General features: G+C 63.9%; 16 protein-coding genes. 13 read left to right on the forward strand and 3 right to left on the reverse strand.

What is annotated here, in order from left to right; translation table 11 throughout:
* Positions 1-17 precede the first annotated feature (17 nt).
* The 11 genes from bchB to bchJ all read left to right on the forward strand — a co-directional run bounded on the left by bchB (position 18) and on the right by bchJ (position 13,674).
* Entirely contained in the window at positions 18-1,607 is a 1,590-nt protein-coding gene (gene bchB / locus CCR96_RS05090; protein WP_201218340.1) for a ferredoxin:protochlorophyllide reductase (ATP-dependent) subunit B, read from the forward strand.
* Positions 1,582-5,409, forward strand: coding sequence for a magnesium chelatase subunit H (locus tag CCR96_RS05095; RefSeq protein WP_201218348.1), 3,828 nt, complete (start codon positions 1,582-1,584; stop codon positions 5,407-5,409). The genes bchB and CCR96_RS05095 overlap by 26 nt, the downstream gene beginning before the upstream one ends.
* Positions 5,406-6,401, forward strand: a complete 996-nt coding sequence (gene bchL, locus CCR96_RS05100; RefSeq protein ID WP_201218353.1) for a ferredoxin:protochlorophyllide reductase (ATP-dependent) iron-sulfur ATP-binding protein — start codon at positions 5,406-5,408, stop codon at positions 6,399-6,401. Before CCR96_RS05095 ends, bchL begins: the two co-directional genes overlap by 4 nt.
* 22 nt (positions 6,402-6,423) lie before the next feature.
* Entirely contained in the window at positions 6,424-7,134 is a 711-nt protein-coding gene (bchM, locus tag CCR96_RS05105) for a magnesium protoporphyrin IX methyltransferase (protein WP_201218358.1), read from the forward strand.
* Positions 7,135-7,136: 2 nt separating this feature from the next.
* Positions 7,137-8,609, forward strand: coding sequence for a BCD family MFS transporter (locus CCR96_RS05110; RefSeq protein WP_201218362.1), 1,473 nt, complete (start codon positions 7,137-7,139; stop codon positions 8,607-8,609).
* 26 nt (positions 8,610-8,635) lie between these two features.
* The gene (gene puhA, locus CCR96_RS05115; RefSeq protein WP_201218367.1) at positions 8,636-9,409 is read left to right on the forward strand and encodes a photosynthetic reaction center subunit H; all 774 of its coding nucleotides are present in this window, start codon (positions 8,636-8,638) and stop codon (positions 9,407-9,409) included.
* Positions 9,406-10,104: a photosynthetic complex putative assembly protein PuhB gene (gene puhB / locus CCR96_RS05120; RefSeq protein WP_201218371.1), complete on the forward strand. Its 699-nt coding sequence runs from the start codon at positions 9,406-9,408 to the stop codon at positions 10,102-10,104. Before puhA ends, puhB begins: the two co-directional genes overlap by 4 nt.
* Before the next feature lie 74 nt (positions 10,105-10,178).
* A complete protein-coding gene (gene puhC / locus CCR96_RS05125; RefSeq protein ID WP_201218376.1) occupies positions 10,179-10,688 on the forward strand; it encodes a photosynthetic complex assembly protein PuhC in 510 nt (169 codons plus the stop codon).
* Positions 10,689-10,695: 7 nt separating this feature from the next.
* Positions 10,696-11,514: a putative photosynthetic complex assembly protein PuhE gene (puhE, locus tag CCR96_RS05130; protein WP_201218381.1), complete on the forward strand. Its 819-nt coding sequence runs from the start codon at positions 10,696-10,698 to the stop codon at positions 11,512-11,514.
* Between the two features lie 178 nt (positions 11,515-11,692).
* A complete protein-coding gene (gene hemN, locus CCR96_RS05135; protein ID WP_201218390.1) occupies positions 11,693-13,060 on the forward strand; it encodes an oxygen-independent coproporphyrinogen III oxidase in 1,368 nt (455 codons plus the stop codon).
* Between the two features lie 11 nt (positions 13,061-13,071).
* Positions 13,072-13,674, forward strand: coding sequence for a bacteriochlorophyll 4-vinyl reductase (gene bchJ / locus CCR96_RS05140; protein WP_338035815.1), 603 nt, complete (start codon positions 13,072-13,074; stop codon positions 13,672-13,674).
* 181 nt (positions 13,675-13,855) lie between these two features.
* Here the strand turns inward: bchJ and CCR96_RS05145 are convergent, their stop codons facing one another.
* Complete coding sequence (locus CCR96_RS05145; RefSeq protein WP_201218395.1) at positions 13,856-15,046, reverse strand: class I SAM-dependent rRNA methyltransferase; 1,191 nt, start codon at positions 15,044-15,046, stop codon at positions 13,856-13,858.
* A 74-nt stretch (positions 15,047-15,120) separates the two neighbouring features.
* Entirely contained in the window at positions 15,121-17,625 is a 2,505-nt protein-coding gene (locus CCR96_RS05150) for a tRNA(Met) cytidine acetyltransferase TmcA (protein WP_201218406.1), read from the reverse strand.
* Between the two features lie 77 nt (positions 17,626-17,702).
* Here CCR96_RS05150 and CCR96_RS05155 point away from each other — a divergent pair, with 77 nt between their 5' ends.
* Entirely contained in the window at positions 17,703-17,930 is a 228-nt protein-coding gene (locus tag CCR96_RS05155) for a DUF2061 domain-containing protein (RefSeq protein ID WP_201218410.1), read from the forward strand.
* Positions 17,931-17,995: 65 nt separating this feature from the next.
* Here the strand turns inward: CCR96_RS05155 and argE are convergent, their stop codons facing one another.
* On the reverse strand, positions 17,996-19,213 hold the full coding sequence (gene argE, locus CCR96_RS05160) for an acetylornithine deacetylase (protein WP_201218422.1): 1,218 nt from the start codon (positions 19,211-19,213) through the stop codon (positions 17,996-17,998).
* A 235-nt stretch (positions 19,214-19,448) separates the two neighbouring features.
* On the opposite strand from argE, the gene CCR96_RS05165 reads away from it, so the two are divergent.
* Complete coding sequence (locus tag CCR96_RS05165; protein WP_242518538.1) at positions 19,449-21,134, forward strand: RsmB/NOP family class I SAM-dependent RNA methyltransferase; 1,686 nt, start codon at positions 19,449-19,451, stop codon at positions 21,132-21,134.
* Positions 21,135-21,142 lie beyond the last annotated feature (8 nt).

Raw genomic sequence — 21,142 nt, forward strand, 5'->3', positions numbered from 1 at the left:
CGGGTTTACTCAAGCGCATGCAACTGACTGTTTGGACATACGAAGGCCCGCCGCACATGGGCGCGATCCGCATCGCCGCCTCGATGCAGGGCGTGCATTGCGTGCTGCATGCGCCGCAAGGCGATAGCTACGCCGATTTGCTGTTTACCATGATCGCGCGCAGCGCAAAGCGGCCGCCGGTCACCTACACTAGCTTTCAAGCACGTGATCTGGGCGCGGATACGGCCGAATTGGTGCGCAAGACGCTGCGCGAGACGGTCGAGCGCTTTCAGCCGCGCGCGCTGCTGGTCGGCGAGGCCTGCACCGGTGAGCTGTTGCAGGATCAGCCGGCCGCCTTGGCGCAGGGGATGGGGTTCGACTGTCCCGTGGTGCCACTGGAGCTGCCCGCCTTTACCCGCAAGGAGCACTGGGGCGCGAGCGAGACCTTCCATCAACTGGTGCGGACGCTGCTGCGCGGCCAACAGCCGCGCACGCTGGACCCGGTGGCCGAGGGTCGCCGTCCAAGGGCCAATCTGCTGGGTGCCACGGCGCTCGGCTTCCGCTGCCGTGATGACATTGCCGAGGTGACGAAACTGCTCGACAGCGCTGGCGTGGACGTCAATCTGAGTGCCCCGGCCGGTGCCTCGCCGGAGGACTTGCTGCGCATCCCGGAGGCCGACTTCAATGTCTGCCTCTATCCCGAGATCGCGCAGAGCACCTGTGTCTGGCTCGAGCGGATGTTCAAGCAGCCCTGGGTGAAGACGGTGCCGATCGGGGTTGGCGCGACCCGTGACTTCCTGATCGAGGTCGGCGAGGTCGCCGGGATCGACACCAGCGCCGCGATTGCCGCCGGACGCACCCGTCTGCCCTGGTTCTCGCGCTCGGTCGATTCGACCTATCTGACCGGCAAGCGTGTGTTCATCTTCGGTGATGCCAGCCATGTGATCGCCGCCGCGCGCATCGCCACCGAAGAGCTGGGGTTCGAGGTCGTCGGGCTCGGCAGCTACAGTCGCGAATTCGCGCGCGAGCTGCGCGCGGCCGCTGAGCGCCATGGCGTCGAGGCGCTGATCAGCGATGATTATCTCGAGGTCGAGGCGGCGGTGCTGGAGCTGGCCCCCGAGCTGGTGCTGGGCACGCAGATGGAGCGCCACATCGCCAAGCGCGCCGGCATCCCCTGCGCGGTGATCTCATCGCCGGTGCATGTACAAGATTTTCCGGCGCGCTACGCCCCGCAGATGGGCTTCGAGGGCGCCAACGTGATCTTCGATACCTGGGTGCATCCATTGATGATGGGCCTGGAAGAGCATCTGATTACGATGTTCCGGGAAGACGAGGAGTTTAATGACGAGGCGGTCGCCTCCCACCTCGGGTCTGGCAAGCTGACCGCGGCGAGCGCGGACACCGCACCCGGACCCGCGACGACGGCTGAGCCAACCACGAGCGCGGACGGCATGGGGGCTGATGCTGCGCCGGCGTGGGAGCCCGAGGCCGAGCGGGAGTTGAAGAAGATCCCCTTCTTCGTGCGTGGGAAGGCGCGCCGAAACACAGAACGCTATGCCGCCGAGCGCGGTGTCGCCAGAATCACGGTTGAGACACTTTACGATGCCAAAGCCTACTTCGGTCGTTGATACGACCCCTGTCAACGTTGTCATTGTGACCCTGGACAGCCACTTGGCGAGTGCCGTCGAGCGCGCGCGTCCGGCCCTGAAGCAGCAGTTGCCGGGGCTCAATCTGACCCTGCACGCGGCCGCGGAATGGGATGACAACAAAGACGGTCTCGAGCGTTGCGGTGGCGTTGCGCGCGAAGCGGATCTCTGCGGCCGTTGCTCGGCGAATGGCGAGTGCAAGCTGCAACGCTGTCGCGCCGACATCGCCAAGGCCGACATCGTGGTCACCACCATGCTGTTCATGGAAGATCACATCAAGGCGGTGTTGCCGGCGCTGCAGGCGCGGCGTGATCACTGCGACGCGATGGTCGGCTGCATGTCCGCCGGCGAGATCATGCGCCTGACCCGACTCGGCAAGTTCACCATGGACGGCTCGCAGAGCGGGCCGATGGCGATCCTGAAGAAGCTGCGCGGCAATCGCTCGGCGGAGAGCAAGGACGGCAAGAGCGGCAGCGATGGCGCGCGCCAGATGGCGATGCTGCGCCGCATCCCGAAGATCCTGCGCTTTATCCCGGGCACCGCTCAAGATGTCCGCGCCTACTTTTTGATGCTGCAGTACTGGTTGGCGGGCTCGGACGAGAACGTCGCCAACATGGTGCGGCTGCTGCTCGATCGCTACGCCAGCGGCCCGCGCGAGGTGTTTCGCGGCAAGCTCAAGGCGGCACCCCCGGCCGAGTATCCCGAGGTGGGTGTCTTTCATCCGCGCATGCGTGGGCGGATCACCGATCAGGTCAGCAAGCTGCCCGCGAGCAAGCAGGCCACCGGCACCGTTGGGCTGCTGGTGATGCGCTCCTATGTGCTGGCCGGCAACACCGGTCACTACGATGGCGTGATCAAGGCGCTCGAGGCTAAGGGCCTGCGGGTGATCCCGGCCTTCGCCAGCGGTCTCGACGCCCGGCCCGCGGTCGATCAGTTCTTCTTCCGCAACGACAAATGCGTGGTCGATGCGGTGGTCTCGCTGACCGGCTTCTCGCTGGTCGGTGGGCCGGCCTATAACGACGCGGCAGCGGCGCAAGAGGTCCTGGCGCGGCTCGATGTGCCTTACATCGCCGCGCATCCGGTCGAGTTCCAGACCCTGGAGCAGTGGCAGGCCTCGGAGCGCGGACTGATGCCGGTCGAGGCGACCATGATGGTCGCGATTCCCGAACTCGATGGCTCCACCGGCCCGATCGTCTTCGGTGGTCGCTCAGCCGCGGCCGGCACCGACCGCACGCGCGACATGCAGCCGCATCCCGAGCGTGCCAATACCTTGGCCGCCCGTGTCGCCCGCCTGATCAAGCTGCGGCAGACGCCGACCCAGGACCGCAAGATCGCGATCGTGCTGTTCAACTTCCCGCCCAATGCCGGCAATACCGGCACCGCGGCCTATCTGTCGGTGTTCGCCTCGCTCTATCGCACCCTGCAAGGGCTGAAGGACGAGGGCTATCAGGTCGAGGTGCCGGAGAGCGTTGATGCACTGCGCGAGCGGATCATCAACGGCAATGCCAGCCAGTATGGCGCCCATGCCAATGTCTTCACCCGCATCCCGGCGGATGATCATGTCCGTCGCGAGCCCTATCTGGCCGAGATCGAGGCGCAGTGGGGACCGGCACCGGGCAAGCAGCAGAGCGATGGTGCCTCGATCTTCGTGCTCGGCGAGCAGTTCGGGAACGTCTTCGTCGGTGTCCAGCCCAGCTTTGGCTATGAAGGCGACCCGATGCGGCTGCTGTTCGACAAGGGCTTCACGCCGACCCATGCCTTCAGCGCCTTCTGCCGCTTCCTGCGCGAGGACTTCGCCGCCAACGCCGTGCTGCATTTCGGCACCCATGGCGCGCTCGAGTTCATGCCCGGTAAGCAGGCTGGGATGTCCGGCGCCTGCTGGCCAGATCGACTGATCGGCGATCTGCCGAACCTCTATCTCTACGCCTCAAACAACCCCTCCGAGGGCACCATCGCCAAGCGCCGCGCGGCCGCGACCCTGATCAGTTATCTGACCCCGCCGATCGCCAATGCCGGGCTCTATCGGGGCTTGGTCGACCTCAAAGGCTCGATCGAACGCTGGCGCACCCTGGCACCGGAGACCCCGGATGAGGAGCGCAATGAACTCGCCTCGCTGATCCAGGCGCAAGCCGCCGAGCTGGATCTGGCGACCATGGCCTCTGACGAAGAGCCGGAGTGGGATGCGAGCGCCGGCGAGCGCATCCAGCGCCTCACCGATGAACTGCTCGAGCTGGAATACACCCTGATCCCGCATGGTCTGCATGTGGTCGGGCAGCCGCCGAATCCGACCGAGCGGTTGGATATGCTGATGGCGGTGGCCGAGTCGCGCATCGATCCCGAGCATCCGATCGATCTCAAACGCGGCGCGGTCGAGGCGCTGGTCAACGGCGGCGCGCCCGCCTTGGCGCTGCAGAAGGGCGGCATGGAGGTCACCGAGGCCAGCCTGAAGCTGATGAACGATCTGGCCAGCTACGACAAGCTGCTCAACCAAGACCATGAGCTGCCGGCGATCATGCGCGCGCTCGAAGGGCGCTTCGTGCGGCCGGCGCCCGGTGGCGACCTGCTGCGCACGCCCGAGATCCTGCCGACCGGCCGCAACCTGCATGGCTTCGATCCGTTCCGCATCCCGAGCCCGTTCGCGGTGCGCGAAGGGGCGCGTCATGCGCAGCAACTGCTCGATCGGCATCTGGCCGATGGCAATGGGTTGCCGGAGAGCATCGCGCTGGTGCTCTGGGGCACCGACAACCTGAAGACCGAGGGGGGTCCGATCGCCCAGGCGCTCTGGCTGATGGGCGCGAAGCCGCGACTGGATAGCTATGGGCGGGTCTGCGGGGCCGAATTGCTGCCGCTCGAGACGCTCGGCAGGCCGCGTCTGGATGTGGTGATGACCCTCTCCGGCATCTTCCGTGACCTGCTGCCGTTACAGACTAAACTCTTGGCCGAGGCGGCCTTCCTGGCGGCAGAGGCGGATGAGCCGCTGGAGCAGAACTTCGTGCGCAAGCATGCGCTGGCCTACCAGCAGACCCATGACTGTGATCTCGAGACCGCCGCGCTGCGCGTGTTCAGTAACGCCGATGGCGCCTATGGCTCCAACGTCAATCACCTGATCGACAACAGTGGCTGGGATCAGGAGGACGAACTGGCCGAGACCTACACCCGCCGTAAGTGCTTTGCCTATGGCCGCGCTGGTGCGCCGGTGCGCCAGGCCGAGCTGCTCAACAGCGTGCTCGGCGATGTGCAACTGGCCTATCAGAACCTGGATTCGGTGGAGTTGGGCGTCACCTCGGTCGACCATTACTTCGACACCCTCGGCGGCATCAGCCGCGCGGTCAGTCGCTCTAAGGGCGGCGATGTGCCGGTCTACATCGGCGATCAGACGCGCGGCGACGGCAAGGTGCGCACGCTGGCCGAGCAGGTCTCGCTCGAGACCCGCACCCGCATGCTGAATCCGAAATGGTACGAAGGCATGCTCGAGCACGGCTACGAGGGCGTGCGCCAGATCGAGGTCCATGTCACCAACACCATGGGCTGGTCGGCGACCACCGGTCAGGTCGCGCCCTGGGTCTACCAGCGCATGACCGAGACCTTCGTGCTCGACGAAGAGATGCGCGAGCGCCTGGCCGCGCTCAATCCGACCGCCTCGGCAAAGGTCGCGCAGCGCCTGATCGAGGCCCATGAGCGCAACTACTGGGCGCCGGACGCCGAGACCCTGGAGGCCCTGCGCCAAGCCGGCGAAGAGCTCGAAGACCGCCTCGAAGGCATCACCGAAGGAGTCGCGGCATGACCCTCGACGACCTGCCAACCACGATCTACGGTGGCGGCAAGCCGGCGGCAGCGCCTGCTCAGGGCTATTGTGATGCACCCGACTGCGGTGATGCACAGCGCGGTGCGCCGAGGGGCGCCGACCCCAGGCTCGATGGCGAGGGCAGCGTGCAGGTGCAGCTCGATCCGAGTGAGCGTATCGACAAGGCGCTGGTCTTTGCCGTCTACGGCAAGGGCGGCATCGGCAAGAGCACGACCAGCTCCAACCTCTCGGTGGCCTTCTCCAAGCTCGGCAAACGTGTGGTGCAGATCGGCTGTGATCCAAAGCACGACAGCACCTTTACCCTGACCAAGTGCCTGGTGCCGACGGTCATCGATGTGCTCGAGTCGGTCAACTTTCACCCCGAGGAGCTACGGCTCGAAGACTTCGTCTACGACGGCTACAACGGCGTGATGTGTGTCGAGGCCGGCGGGCCACCAGCCGGCACCGGCTGCGGCGGCTATGTCGTCGGTCAGACCGTGAAGCTGCTGAAGCAGCATCACATCCTCGATGACACCGATATCGTCGTCTTCGATGTGCTCGGCGATGTCGTCTGCGGCGGCTTTGCCGCGCCGTTGCAGCATGCCGACCGCGCGCTGATCGTCACCGCGAACGACTTCGACTCGATCTTTGCGATGAATCGCATCTCGACCGCGATCCTGGCCAAGGCCAAGAACTACAAGGTGCGCATCGGCGGCGTGATCGCCAACCGCAGCGACGAGACCGATCAGATCGATCGCTTCAATGCCGCCACTGGCCTCAAGACCATGGCCCATCTGCCGGCGCTCGACGTGATCCGCCGCTCGCGGCTGCGCAAGGCGACCCTGTTCGAGATGGACGCCGATGATCCGGATGTGGCGCACGCCCAGCAGCAGTACCTGCAACTGGCCGAGTCGCTGCTGGCAGGCCCCGCGCCGCTTGAGGTGACGCCGATGCGGGATCGCGATCTGTTTGACTTCCTGGGCTTCGATTGAGCGCCGCGACTGAGTAATACCGATGCCCAACCCTTCGTATCAAGAACGCCGCAACCAGGTCGAGTCCTATTTCGACCGCACCGCGGTGGAGGCCTGGAAGCGACTCACCTCGGATGCCCCGGTGAGCGGCATCCGCGCCACCGTGCGCGCCGGTCGCGATCGGATGCGCGCGACCCTGCTCGATTGGCTGCCGGCGGATCTCAGCGGCAAGCGCCTGCTCGATGCCGGCTGCGGCACCGGCCTGTTGTCGATCGAGGCGGCAAGGCGCGGGGCGGAGGTCTACGCGGTGGATCTCTCACCGACACTGATCGAGCATGCGCGCGAGCGTCTGCCGAACGATCTACCGGGACGGATCGAGTTCGCGGTCGGCGACATGCTGGCGCCCGAACAGGGTGACTTCGATCACATCGTGGCGATGGATAGCCTGATCCACTATGAGCTCGAGGACGCGCTTGATGTGGTCGCGGGCTTCGTCGCGCGCGCGCGCACCTCGGTGCTGTTCACCTATGCGCCGCGCACGCCGGCACTGGCGCTGATGCACGCCGTTGGGCAGTTCTTTCCGCGCAGCGATCGCTCACCGGCGATCATCCCGATCCCTGAAGCGACGATGCAGGGACGGATTCGAGCCTCGGCTTGGTTTGCTGGTTGGGAGATTGGCCGCAGCCAGCGGGTCGCGAAAGGGTTCTATACCTCGCAGGCGCTCGAGCTGCGCCGCTGCACGGAGACCAATTAGCGATGTCGTCTTCGACGGAAGAGCTCAAGCGTCTCTTTTACCAAGAGGTTCTGCCTAAGCTTCTGCCGTTTTCGGATGCGGCGACGAAGGAGTTACCGCTCGCACGATTGCTCCGGTTGGCGCTGTTTCAGGCTTCGGTCGGCATGATGATGGTGTTGCTTTATGGCACTCTGAATCGTGTCATGGTGGTTGAGAAGGGCGTTCCGCCCTGGTTGATCGGGCTGATGGTCGCATTGCCGGTGCTGGTAGCCCCATTCCGTGCCCTGATTGGCTTTAAATCCGATCATCACCGGTCCGCCTTTGGCTGGCGCCGAGTGCCTTACATCTGGTTCGGCACCCTGATGCAATTCGGGGGGCTGGCGATCATGCCCTTTGCGTTGTTGCTGATGGCCGAAGGCGGCAGCGTGCCGACCTTTGTCACCTGGCTGGCGGCCGGGCTTGCATTCCTGGTTGCCGGTGCCGGGTTGCACACGACACAGACCGCCGGGCTGGCTCTGGCAACGGACCTGGCCAACGAGGAGACGCGTCCGCGCGTGATCGCCTTGCTGTTCGTCGTGCTGAATTTGAGCATGCTAGTCGCTTCGTTGGCCTTTGGCGCCTTGCTGAGCGGCTTTGACGAGATGAGCGTCAGCCAGTCGAACCAGCGCTTGATTGGCGTGCTGCAGGGTGCGGCGTTGGTGGCGGTCGTCTTCAACATGGTCGCGCTGTGGAAGCAGGAATCGATCAATCGCGAGCGCATCGAACAGATCGAGGCCGAGCGCCAAGCACATAAGGAGCCGCCGCGCTTCGCTGAGACCTGGGCCCACTTCATCCAAGCCGGCAGTGCGACCCGCTTGCTGGTCGCGCTTGGCCTCGGCACCGCCGGCTTTCAGATGCAAGATATCTTGCTCGAGCCCTATGGTGGACAGGTGCTTGGGCTGACCGTTTCGCAGACCACGCGTCTAACAGCGGTCTGGGCCTTGGGGACGCTGGCGGCGTTTGGGCTGGCGGCTTACCTGCTCGGGCGCCGCGTAGACTACTACCGTATCTCGGTGGCCGGAGCGCTGATCGGCGTATTCGCCTTCATCGCTGTCATCGCCGCTGATCCACTCGGCTCGCCATTGCTGTTTCGCTTCGGTGCGCTGCTGATCGGTTTTGGCGGTGGGCTGTTCGCGGTCGGCACCCTGAGCGCGGCAATGAACCTGGCTGATGTCGAGGGGAGCGGACTAGCGCTAGGGGCTTGGGGCGCGGTTCAAGCCACCGCTTATGGTCTTGCGATGTTCCTCGGCGGCGCGATCCGCGATCTCGTGACGTCACTCGCCTCCACGGGAGGCCTTGGTCCGGACCTGATGGGGCCGGCTGTCGGCTATGCCTTTGTTTACAACCTGGAGATCTTGCTGCTTTTCGCAACCCTGATCGCAATCGGACCGCTTGCCCTGAAGGGCGGTCACGCTGCGCGGTCTTCCTCGAAGTTCGGATTGACCGAGCTTCCTTAAGTCACCTTGCCAACGGAGGTTATCCGATGCCTACTGGTGCGATTACCAACTACATCGATGTTGCTCAGCTCACGCTTTATGCGTTCTGGTTCTTCTTCTTCGCGCTCATCTTCTGGATTCGTCGCGAAGACAAACGTGAAGGCTACCCGGTCGAGTCCCAGCGCCTGCGCGGCGTGAAGATGATGGAAGGCTTCCCGCCAATGCCGAAGCCTAAAACCTTCCTGATGCCGCACACGGGTCTTGAGGTCGTGAAGCCGGGTCCTGAACAGGCGCAATACAAGGTCAATGCCGCGCCGATCGCTCCTTTCCCGGGCGCTCCACTAGCGCCAGTTGGCGATCCCATGAAGGCCAATGTAGGACCTGGCTCCTATGCGATGCGACTCGATGAGCCAGACCTGACCGAGGATGGTCGAGCAAGGATCGTGCCGATGCGTGTTGCCAAGCACTTCACGGTCGTCGACAAAGATCCTGATCCGCGCGGCATGCCGGTGCTTGGTTGTGATGGTGCGCAAGGCGGCACCGTTAAGGAGCTCTGGGTCGATCAGTCCGAGCCTCAGATCCGTTACCTCGAGCTCGAGGCGGCGGGCGGCAAGCGGGTGCTGCTACCGATCACCATGTGCGTGGTCAAAGGCAAGAAGGGCTATGTTGACGTTAACAGCATCACGGGCGCTCAGTTCGCCGGCGCGCCGACCCTGAAGAGCTACGACCAAATCACGATGCGTGAAGAAGATATGGTCACCGCCTACTATGGTGGTGGAACCCTGTATGCCACCCCAGAGCGCGCGGAGCCGTTTCTGTGAGTGAGTTTGCCTTCGAGCCGGTTCACGGCTTGCCGGAGAACCTCCCCCCAGGGGAGGCGCTCCGCTGGCAGGGCGCGCCACATTGGCGCGTCTTGGCTAGGCGTGCATTCTATGTGCGATCAGTCGCGTTCTATTTTGGCGTACTGATCGTGCTCCGGGTCGTGTATCTGCTAGCGAGCGGTGCCCCGGCCCCGACCGTGATCCTGTCCGCGCTTTGGCTGGCCACCTTGGGCCTCTTGGCAACCGGTATCCTGACTCTGCTGGCCATGCTCTATAGCCGGTCGACGGTTTATAGCATTACCGACTACCGAGTGGTCATCCGGTTTGGCGTTGCCCTGCCGATGGCGGTCAATATTCCGTTTAAGATCGTCGAAAGTGCTGGTCTACGAACCTATGCGGACGGCTCAGGGGACATTCCGCTGGTGCTGAGTAAAGGTCAGAATGTCAGCTACTTGATCATGTGGCCGAATGTGCGTCCCTGGCAGTTCTCAAACGCGCAGCCGATGTTGCGGAGTATCCCCGACGCGGCGAAGGTGGCCGAGATCTTGGCTGAAGCGTTGCGCTCGGCCACTGCCGAGATGGCGGCCGAGTCTATGGCCGTGACCGAGCAGACGGTGGACGCAGACCGTGAGGACAGCGCGCCTGCGAGTGAGCCCAGGCTGGAGCCCTCGGCTGCGAAGGCGGGTGGTCAATGATCAGTCTGCTACGCCTCGTCTCGCCTTGAGTGCGATGACGTTTTTACTTCAATCTTGCGGCGAGGACTATAGCGATGAGCGACCCATTTGAGGGCCGCCCCTTTCCGCGCGGTGTGTTGATCGGCGCTGCGCTGCTTATCACCTTTGTTATCGCGGCGGCCGCGATGGTCCGCCTGACGGGGGTGGGCGGGGTCGAGATGCCGTTTGCACCGGTGATCGAGGCCCGGGAACTGGTGTTCGAAGAGCTTGGCGGTGGGGTGACGATGGTAGCCTTGCCGGGTCCAACTGGTGCCGATCGTGACGCTGTACTCGGTCTATTGGAGTCTGGGGCTGATGGTTTTGCGATGGGGGTCATGCGCGGTATGGTGCGGGATCGCAAGGCCCGTGATCTACCGCTCGATGCGCCTTACCAACTCGCGCTACTCGAGGATCGTCGGCTCGTTTTTCGTGATCCGAGCGTGGGTACCGAGATCGATCTTCGCGCCTTCGGTCCAACCAACATGGCCTCGTTCACTCCCCTTCTGCGCGTCGAGCCCAAGCCGCTTGCCGATGTGGTTGCACTGACCCCGGCGACTGAAGACTAGGGTCCGAATGTCGACCTATACCCTAGCGATCGGCTATGCGTTATTCCTTTGGTGGTTCAGCACCGGTGTCATCCTCTATCTGAATGGGCTGCCGCAACGCACTTACCGTTTCAGCTTGATCGCAGCGACAGCGTTGATGCTCGCGCTGCTCGGGGTTATGACTTTGGTACGTGATCAGGATAACCTCTGGGGGGCCTATCTTGGCTTCACGGCTGGCGTGCTCGTTTGGGGTTGGCTGGAGATGGTCTATTTCATGGGTCTGGTGACCGGGCCGCACAAGCAAGCCTGTCCTCCGAATTGTGCCGGTTGGCAACGGTTTCGCTTGGCGCTCGGGACCAGTATCTACCATGAACTTTTGCTCCTGTTGATCGCTGCGTTGTTGATCGCCCTGACCTGGGATGCGGCTAATCAGCTCGGCACCTGGACCTTCGTGATCCTGTGGCTGATGCGCTGGAGTGCGAAGTTGAATCTGTTCTTGGGTGTCCCGAATCTGAATGAAGATTGGCTGCCAGAGCATGTTCGCTTCATCACCAGTTATCTTCGTAAGCGGCCGATGAATCTGCTGTTTCCGGTCTCGGTTAGCGTCGCAACAGTGGTCATGTCATTGTTGGTTGAGGCGGCGCTGGAGCTGCCGCCGACAAGCTTTGCTGGTGTATCGTTGATCCTCGCGGCAACCCTGTTGGCGCTGGCGGTTCTTGAGCATTGGTTTTTGGTGCTACCCTTGGCCGATGCGGCCCTCTGGCGCTGGGTGACCACCTCGGGTGATCGCACGAGCATTTCCGCTCCGGTCGTGCTGGAGGTGGTTGATCAGGAAACAGTGGATTAGCCTGTGGGTTGATGTGCGTCAACGCCCACACAGGTCGGGTTCACTAAGTTTGTCAGCACGGAGACGCAACCGGTGTCACCGCGTCCGCAGAGGTCAGATCCGAAGACAGAATAAAACATCGGGTCAAGGAGCTGTGTGGCTATGGTTTCCTTCGCTCTCGCATCACTGAGGTTCCCCCATGAGCAACGTCGCGCCAACGGAGGTGTCACCGCAACAGCTTGCCCGCATCGCTGAGCTAGGACCCCTATACGCGCAGAGCGCTAACGCGCCTGCGATCTGGGTTGATCGTCTTGACAGCACAGAGTACGAGAACGCCCTCAGGAGCATCGCCCAATATCCAGACGAAACCCTCTCGCTCTACGTTCACATCCCGTTCTGTCCCGGACGTTGCCTGTACTGCGCTTGCAATACGACGGTGACGCATGATACCGCCTGGATCGATCGTTATCTCGACGCAATCGATCAGGAGATGGCTCTGGCAGCCGAGCAGTTGCGCGGCGACCATGACGTGCTCCAATTACATCTCGCTGGAGGCACGCCGAATTACCTCAATGACGCTCAGCTCACGCGGTTAACCGAGATTATCGAGCGTCGCTTTCGCATCATTCCTGATACCGACCTCTCCATCGAGTGCGATCCACGCCGAACCTCCGCCGGTCAGCTCGATCTACTGCATGCCTTGGGCTACCGGCGGATCACCTTTGGGGTTCAAGATCTCGATCCGCAGGTCCAGCGTGCCATCGGACGGCTGCAATCGATTGATCTCATTCGCGACGTTTATGCGATGGCGCGCGAGACCGGTTTCGATGCCATTGCGTTTGATCTGATCTACGGCCTACCCGAGCAGAGCGAGGCGAGTTTTCAAGCCACTCTAGATGCGATTGTCGATCTGGCCCCCGATCGCATCGCCTGTTTCGGCTATGCGCGGACCACCGCTCAGGGGACTCATCAGTTTGCGATCGATGCGCATCGCTTACCCTCCGCGACCGAACGACAGGCGCTGTTTCATCGTGCCGTCAGCACCCTGACCGCTGCTGGCTACGCGTGGATTGGTCTTGACGCCTTTGCGTTGGATACGGATGAGCTTGCGATCGCACAGGAAGAAGGTCGACTGCGCCGTAACTGTATCGGCTATACCAGCATCGAAACCGACCACACGTTGGGATTCGGCAGTGGGGCGGTCGGTGACGTCGGCGAATTTTGTGTGCAAAATGAGGTGGATATCAACACCTGGATAGCGCGGGTGGAAAACGGCGAGCTGCCGGTCACACACGGCCATCGAGTCAGCGACCGTGATCGGCGCCGCCGCGATGCGATCGAACACATGATCTGCAATCTCGAACTACCGGCCGAGATCGCTGCTGGCTGTCTCGACGATGAATACTCGCGGCTGTCTAGCTACGCTGCGGATGGTCTGGTTCATGTCGAGCCGGATCGGTTGCGGATCACAGCCTCAGGGCGTTACTTCTTGCGCACACTCTGCAGTGAGCACGGTGCCTACTTTGAGTGGGATCGGTCTCGCTGGCATTTCTCGCGCTCGCTATAGGTCCTCTCGACGTGAGTCCTCTCGACGACAGCAGCGGCATCGTCCGTATCGGCCCGAACGCCATCACCCGGATCGCCGAGGCGCTGAATGCGGCGCGAGGTTCGGCCGATGATGTCTTCGCCGCGGCTGGCCTCGGGCATTATCTTGTCGACCCACCCGAGACGATGGTCGATGAGCGCGACGTCACTGCGCTGCAACGTGCGCTGCGGGCCAAGCTGGATGTTGAAGCCGCCGCCTTTATCGCCCATGACGCCGGCCTGCGCACCGGCGACTACCTGCTTGCCCACCGCATTCCCAAGCCGGCCCAGCGCATCCTCAAGTTGTTGCCGTCGGGGCCGGCTAGCGGCATGTTGCTGAAGGCGGTCGGCAAACACGCCTGGACCTTCTCCGGTAGTGGGCATTTCAGTTACACCATCGGTCGACCGGTGCGGGTCCGCATCGAAGACTGTCCGCTGTGTCGCGGTAGCCAGGCCGATGCCCCGGTCTGCGATTTCTACCGTGGCGCCTTTGAGCGCTTGTTCACAACCCTGGTGAATCGCCGTACCCAGGTCACAGAGACCCAATGTCAGGCCATGGGTGCCGACGCCTGTATCTTCGAGATGCGGTGGTCCTAGGGCGTTCAGGCCATCGCGCTGACTGTGGAAGGAAGAGCAAGCTTCCTAGCCCCAACGGCCCGATGGTCAGTCTACAGCGGGTTTCAAATCGGGAAGCGTCTGATGGGCGGTTCCTAACCTGAATCTCGCTCGATTCATCTGCCAGGCTGGCGCGGCGCCATGCGCTTTGACAGAAATCGCCTTAGTCCAAGGCCCGCAGCACCAGCGTCTTCAGATAGGCGGTCTCTGGAATCGCTGGATGAATCGGATGATCCGGCCCCTGGCTGCCGCTGAAGATCAGCTGCAGCCGGCGTCCTGACCGACGCGCTGCCTGTTGGACGGTCTGCAAGAAGGCCTCACGGCCCATGTGGAAGGAGCAAGACGAGGTCAGTAAGAGCCCGCCAGGCTCGAGCACCTCGAGGCCGAGTCGATTAAGCCGCTGATAGGCGCGCTGTCCCTCCGCTTCGTCGCGGCGGCGCTTGATGAAGGCCGGCGGGTCCACAATCACCATCGCGAATTGGGTCTGGTCGTCGCGCAGCGACCGCAGTCCATCAAAGGCGTCTCCGTGGAGCGTGCTGACGCGCTCTTGCAGGCCGTTGAGCGCCGCATTGCTCTGCACTGCCGCCAGCGCACTCGCAGCGCTATCAATGCAGGTGACCGAACTGGCGCCGGCAGCGACAGCCTGCAAGCCCCAAGCGCCGAGATAGCAACAGCAGTCGAGCACCGGGCCGCGCGGGGCAAGCCGATGCAGCAGGCGACGGTTATCGGCCTGATCGAAGAACCAACCGGTCTTCTGACCCTGGGCAGGCGAGACCTGGAAGCGCAAGCCGCCCTCGCTGAGCTCGATGTCGCCCTGATCCTCGCCAAGCACCCACTCGGTCCCCTGCTCCAACCCTTCCTGCTCACGCACCGCGGTGTCATTACGCAACAGGATGTGTGCTGGGCGCACTACTTGTTCAAGCGCTGCGAGTAGGTTGCCGCGCTCGCGCTCCATGCCTGCTGTGGTGATCTGCACGACGAGGAGGTCGCCGTAACGGTCGACGATCAGGCCAGGCAGGGCGTCACCCTCGCTATGGATCAGTCGGTAGAACGGGGTTGGATAAAGGCGCTCGCGCAGCGCCAGCGCCTGCTGGATGCGCGTGACGAACAGCGAGGCGGTCAAGGGGTGCCCGCGTTGGCGGCTGGTGAGGCGCACGGCGATCAGCGAGCGCGGATTCGCATAGCCATAGCCGAGCCAGCGACCGCGCTTGGAGAGCACCTCGACCGGCTGGCCTGGCTCGAGCGGCTTCAGCGGGGTCTGACCGGTATCGATCTCGTTGCTATAGACCCAGTCGTGTCCGGCCAGGATGCGTCGTTCCTGGTCTTTCTTCAACTGCAGCGTGGCGGGGGTCATGGGCTTCATCTCCGACTAAGGGGCTTCTGGCGCGACGTTCTGCTGTCTGTTGACGGCGCGGCCATGCTGGAGCGCTACATTACCCTCTTTCGCGACCCAGTGAGCGTCAGTGAGCGCAGCGCAGCGATCGCCTCACGCAACAGCAATAGCCATTCAGCGTGGCCGCTGAGTCCGAGAGCCGCGATGCTGGTCTGCGGACTGCGTCGCTGCAGAATGCTGAGGATGAGCAGGTCGCGCTGTGATGTCGAGAGTTGACCCGGTTCCAAATGCTTCATCGTCGGCGGTGGTGACGCCTGATGGACGTTGGCCTCACCATGCGCATTAGGTGCGACGGCGAGATGCGCGCGAACCAGTCGCGCGAGCGCCGGTAATGCCGCCTCAAGGCCGCGGTGCGCGTCAGCGAAGGCGTCGATCTGCTGCCAATCCGCTGGGTCGATCTCCCGATCGTGATCGATGATCTGCCGAGCGTCGATCTCCTGATCAGGATCGATAGCTTGACAGGGGCCGACCTCCCGGGCGGGATTGGTGGCCTGACGAGGGGTGATCTCCTGAGCCGGATCGATGCGCTGAGGTCGGCAAGCTGCTTCCTGAATCAGCGCCGCGATCAGTGCCGGCTCGGCGTCTTGCAACGGGCCGGTGAGCAGGATCGGTAGATCCCGGTCGAGGCGCTGACGCGCCTGCTCGATCAAGTCGGCCCCAGCGGGGCTGAGCGGCTTCAGCACCACCACCGCTCGCGCGCCGCTTGCGGCGTTGTGACGCGTGCCGAGATGCAGCGGCGCGAGGCCGCAGTGGCGCCAGAAGCTCAGCAATTCGGCGCTGGCGCCGAAACTCGCGCCGAAGACATCGAGCCCATCCTGGCGCGCCCGCCCGGCGACGGCTTCGGTCAGTCGCCGCCCGAGCCCACGCCGCCGCGTTGCAGGATGCACGGCGATGCGCACGATCCGCGCATAGCCCAGCCGTGGCGCCTCGCGCAGCCCAGCATGAGCGGACAGGGTTTGTGGCAGCAGGTGTCCGCGTGGTCGCCGGCGACCCTCAAAGATCGGCTGGATGAGTGCAGGCTCCAGCCAGCCTTCACGGGCAATCAGCGCGGTCGCCAGCACCAGCCCGTCGACACACAGGCTCGCCACCGAGAGATTCGGGCCATCGAGCAGGTGGCGGAGGTCGTTTGGCCGGGTCTGATAATGTCCGAGCAGCAGGAGTCCGAACAGCTGTCGCAGCAGGGGCTCGTTTGCGGCCAAGGCGTCGCGGTCGTGCAGCACGAACTGCACCGCCCTGAGATCGGCGTCGGTAACCTGCGCATCCAATGCTGGCTCGGCATCGAGCAGCAACAGCTGATTCATCAACTGTTCGACGCAATCGCCTTGGCTCCAACGGATCGGCGTCCGCAGTCGCAGTGCCCGCCAGCCCGGTGTGCGCTGATCGAGTCGGGCGCGAAAGCGGATCTCGAAGCCGCGTCCGCTGCCCTCATACCCCTGTACCGTGGTCGCGAAACAGATCCGCCGATAGTGCATCAGCAGTTGCTCGAGCAAGGGTGCGGGAATCCCCGCGGCCTCGTCGATCAGCAGCAGATCAGCGGTTGGGGTGGTCGCGAGCAATGCATCGGGCGCCTGAAAGCCGAGCAAGGGCTCCAACTCAGCGGCCGATTCCGCCCGCAGCGTGGCGCGCGCGTGCTCGAACAGGGTGTCGACCGCGCTGCGCCTTGGGGCGCTGACGATGATCTGTAAGCGGCGCTTCGCGATGAGGCGACCCGCCGCAATCCCGAGCGCGGCCGACTTGCCGCGGCCGCGGTCAGCGGTGAGCACCAGGGGTTGCCGCGCGCGACCTGCGGCCAGCGTGCAGATGGCTGCAATCGCCTCCGCTTGATCGGCGCTTGCTGGCTGGTCTCGAGCGTCGGCAAGGCGTGCCTGCTGGGGCAGCGCGCTGAGGTCATCTTCCGGTTGTTGGGCATCGATTCGGCCCTGTCGGCCAAATTGATGCGGTCGCTCTGCGGCGGTACAGGCCTGCAACAGCCGCGCAAGGCGTGTGATGAAGCGGCTGCCGACCGCGGCTGCGGTGAAGGGATGCACCGCAATGCGGGCTGCCTCTGGGTCTGCCCAGCTTGGCCAATCGGCGAGCTCGGGGCTTAACAACAGCAACTGACCGCCGCCGCGCAGGCTACCGACGGCTGCACCGATGGCGTCGGCATCGAGACCCGTCCAGAGGTCCATCACCAGCAGGTCGCACTCGCCACCGAGCAGCCGTTGGACCTTGGCGGGCGGGATGGCCTCGGCGATGAAGCTGTGGGTTGCGCTCGCGCTCCTGCTCGCGCGGGAGAACGGCTGGGACAGCGGCTTGGATATTGGCCTGGATCTGGATACTGGCCTGGATGCCGGCCTGGATGCCGGCCGAGAGGCCCCAACGGGGAACACTTCGGAAATCCTGTCCGGCATGGGTGCGTTACTGACCCAGACCAGTCGCTCAGGCTGGCGCTTGGCGATGAGCTCAGCAGCGGTTTGTAGGCCGTGCTCACGCTCGCCATCGAGCAGGATCAGCTGGCGTTGGGGCCAGCCAATACGATCGGCCCTGACGATCGAGTCCATCAGAATGATCGTCTGGATATTTTTATGAGAGCGATTATCATTAACGCACCAAGTCGGCAAACGCTAGAGGTTCCACCATGATCAAGACCCTGACCTTCGCTGTGATGCATTTTAGTGTCGCCTTTGCTGTCGCCTACGCCCTGACTGGCGACATCGTCGTCGGTGGTGCGGTGGCCCTGATTGAGCCCTTGGTCAATACGGTCGGCTACGCCATCCACGAGCATATCTGGGCGCGGCTTCGGCAGCGCCGGCAGGTATCGCCGCGGTCTGCCGAGGTCATCACGGCTGCGCCTTGTGCCGCGTGACGGTTTGCGTCCGTCATGAGGTAGCACCCACTCAGCTCGTTGCCCAGTTGGCATCACAGGGCGCATCAGTCGTCGACACAGAAGCGCTGAATCAGTTGGCGCAGATAGCCGAGCATCGGCGGAATGCGCTCTAGCGCAAGATACTCGTTGGGCTGATGCGCCTGCTCGATATCGCCTGGACCAAAGACGATGGTCTCCATCCCCAGCGCATTCAGGAACGGCGCTTCGGTGCCGAAGCTGACGCTCTCCGCGCGATGGCCGGTGAGCGCCTCGGCGGCCTGGACGATCGCGGCCCCGGCGACAGTCTCCGCCGGCGGGATGCTTGGAAACAGCGGGGCGACCTCGAACGCGAGTTCACGCCGTTCGGCGATCGGCGCGATGCGTTCGCGGAGCTCGGCACGCAATTGCTCAGGGTCCTGATGCGGCAGTGGGCGGATATCGATGTGCAACTCGCAGTGACCGCAGATGCGATTGAAGTTGTCGCCGCCATGGATGTGGCCGACATTCATGGTCGGATGGTCGATCGCAAAGGCCGGGTCGCGATGCGTCTGTTTCAGCGCATCACGCCAGGCGAGGAGGGCGGTCATGACCTCGTGCATCCCTTCTAGGGCGTTGTTGCCCAGGCTTGGATCGCTGGCGTGGCCACTGCGGCCGGTGAGCCGAATGGCCTCGGCCATCACCCCCTTGTGCGCGCGCACGGGCCGCAGGCCGGTCGGCTCGCCGATCACTGCGTGACGGCCAAGGCTGCGCCCTGACTCGACCAATGCCCGTGCGCCGTGCATCGCCGACTCTTCATCAGCGGTGGCGAGCAGAATCAGCGGTCGTTTCAGATCTGCGGGTCTGAAGCTGCGGGCGGCTTCGATTGCGAGTCCGAGGAAGGATTTCATATCGGCGGTGCCGATACCGTACAAGCGTCCGTCGGCTTCGGTGAGGCGGAGCGGATCGTAGCGCCACAGGTGCGCATCGAAGGGCACCGTATCGGCATGTCCGGAGAGCACGAGTCCGCTTAGCGGTTTGTGGTCTTGCGCAGAGTCAGCCAAACCCGCGCCGCTCAGCCCCTCTCCGCCCAAGGTGGCGATCAGATTCGCCTTCTCGGGCTGGCCGGGAAGCGGCAAGATCTCGACCCGAAAGCGGGCGTCTTCGAGCCAGGTCGACAGGAGCTCGAGCACCGGCCGGTTGCTCTGGTCGAGATGCGGGTTGACGCTGCTGACCGAGGGCACTGAGATCAGTCCCTCGAGCATCTGGCGGAGCGGCGGGGCTGCGGAGGATGAGCGCTGAGACATAGGGGCTCCTGAGCGGCTGGATGGTTGATCCATCCCGATGCCGTTAAGATGGGACGGATCGGGCGGTTGCTGCAAGCGGGGATTCGATCTGCCTGCACATTTTGTCTGCACCTGCTGTTCGCAGGTTCTGCCGGCGCAGCTGACCACTTGTCTACCCGCCTTCTAACGCTGATGGCGCGGTGCTACCCTGGAGCATGAATCGCGTGAGATCCACGGTAACCTCGAGGCCCTCTGAATGATCCCCCCGTCGACTGCGAGCGCTGATCTCGAGGCCGCACTCGGCCGTTACCGCTGCCTGTTCGATCAGCAGGTCGAGGGTTGGGACGCCTTCATCAGCACGCTGATGCGGCCGCTGCCGACCTGGATCTGGGCCCACCCGCTGCGCATCGAAGGGCAGCAATTGCGCGCGTTGATCGCTGAGGAAGGCGTGAGCGCTGAGCCGGTGCATTGGTTGAATTCTTGGTGGTCGTCGATTGCGGCACGCGTTGCAGCGCCCGGTGCTGATCTGTTGCCTGACTGTTCTGCCGTCGGCTCCGATGCGCCTGTGGCCGTCGGGCAAGGCGCCGAATTCGCTGTCAGCGGCACCATAGGTGCCGGCATGCCCAGCTCGGCTTCGCCCAGCATTGCTGTGCGGCCGATCGCATTGCGGCTACCGCCAGGCTTTAAGGCCGGTCAGCGCTGGTGGTATTGCGCGGGTCTGGCACATGCGCAGGAGGCCGTTTCACAGCTGCCGGTCATGCTGCTCGATATTCGCCCTGGTCAGCGCGTGCTGGACCTGTGCGCGGCGCCTGGCGGCAAGACCGCGCAGCTCGCGTTCGCACTCGGCAATCGCGGGACCTTGCTTGCAAACGACTTCGCCGCCGAGCGCATCGCTGCGCTGCAAGGCAACTTGGATCGGCTTGGGGTGCTGAACTGCAGCACAACGCGCTGCGATGGCGGCAATTATCCGGCGGCGGCCGGTGCCTTCGACCGCATCCTGGTCGATGCTCCCTGCTCCAGCGAGGGCACGCTCAGACGTAACCCGAGCTTAGTGCAGCGCAGCAGCCAGGGGAGCGGCCAGGGCGGCGGCGAGCGTGTTCGCGCGCAGGCTGGCATCGGTCCCGAGCGCTCGCAGCGAATGGCGGGCCGCCAGCGTGCGCTGTTGCGCAAGGCGGTGCAGCTGTGCCGGCCCGGCGGGCGCATCGTCTATTCGACCTGCACCTTTGCGCCAGAGGAGAATGAGCTGGTTGTGGCGGAGATTCTCGATGAGCAGAACGGCAACCTGGAACTGCTGTCGTGCGAGCTACCCGGCTTGGTGGCTGCTGCGGGGGTGACGCAGTGGCAAGGCCGCCAGCTTGATCCGAGCCTGACGCGCTGTCTACGCATCTGGCCGCATGCAAACGATACTGGAGGCTTCTTTGTTGCGGTCCTGCAGAAAGCCGCTCAGGCGCCGAGCTTGGATGCGCCCAATCCGGCCCGGTTGCAGCTCGAGCCCGATGATGACGGTTGGCTGCAGGGGCTCGACGAGCATTATGGGCTGTCGACATCAGCGCTAGCCGGACGCTGCTTTCATCGCCAAACGCGCCGCGGGCTGCATTTGATGGCTGCGGATCACCTGCCACCAGCGGTGCCGTCGTTGCAGGGGAGTGGTCTGTTTGCCTATCGAACCAATATTCGCCCGCCGAAGCTCACCACGGGCGCGGCGTTGCTGCTCGGCGCGGCCGCGAGTCGTCAGACGCTCGAGCTGAGTAGCGAGCAGCGCGATCGCTATCTGCGCCGCGAGCTGTGGCGTCCAAGCCCTGGGCAGAGAGTCGACTGCCGTCCAGGCCAAGTCCTGGTGCGTTATCGCGGCTTCACGCTCGGGGTTGCCGTGTTGCATCGATCTGGCGATCTGGAGAGCCTGTTTCCGAGTCGCTGGAGCGGGTGCAGCGCTGGGGCTTAGCGGGTTGT

The sequence above is a fragment of the Halochromatium roseum genome (genome assembly GCF_016653315.1).
In the GTDB taxonomy this organism is placed as follows: Bacteria; Pseudomonadota; Gammaproteobacteria; order Chromatiales; family Chromatiaceae; genus Lamprobacter; species Lamprobacter roseus.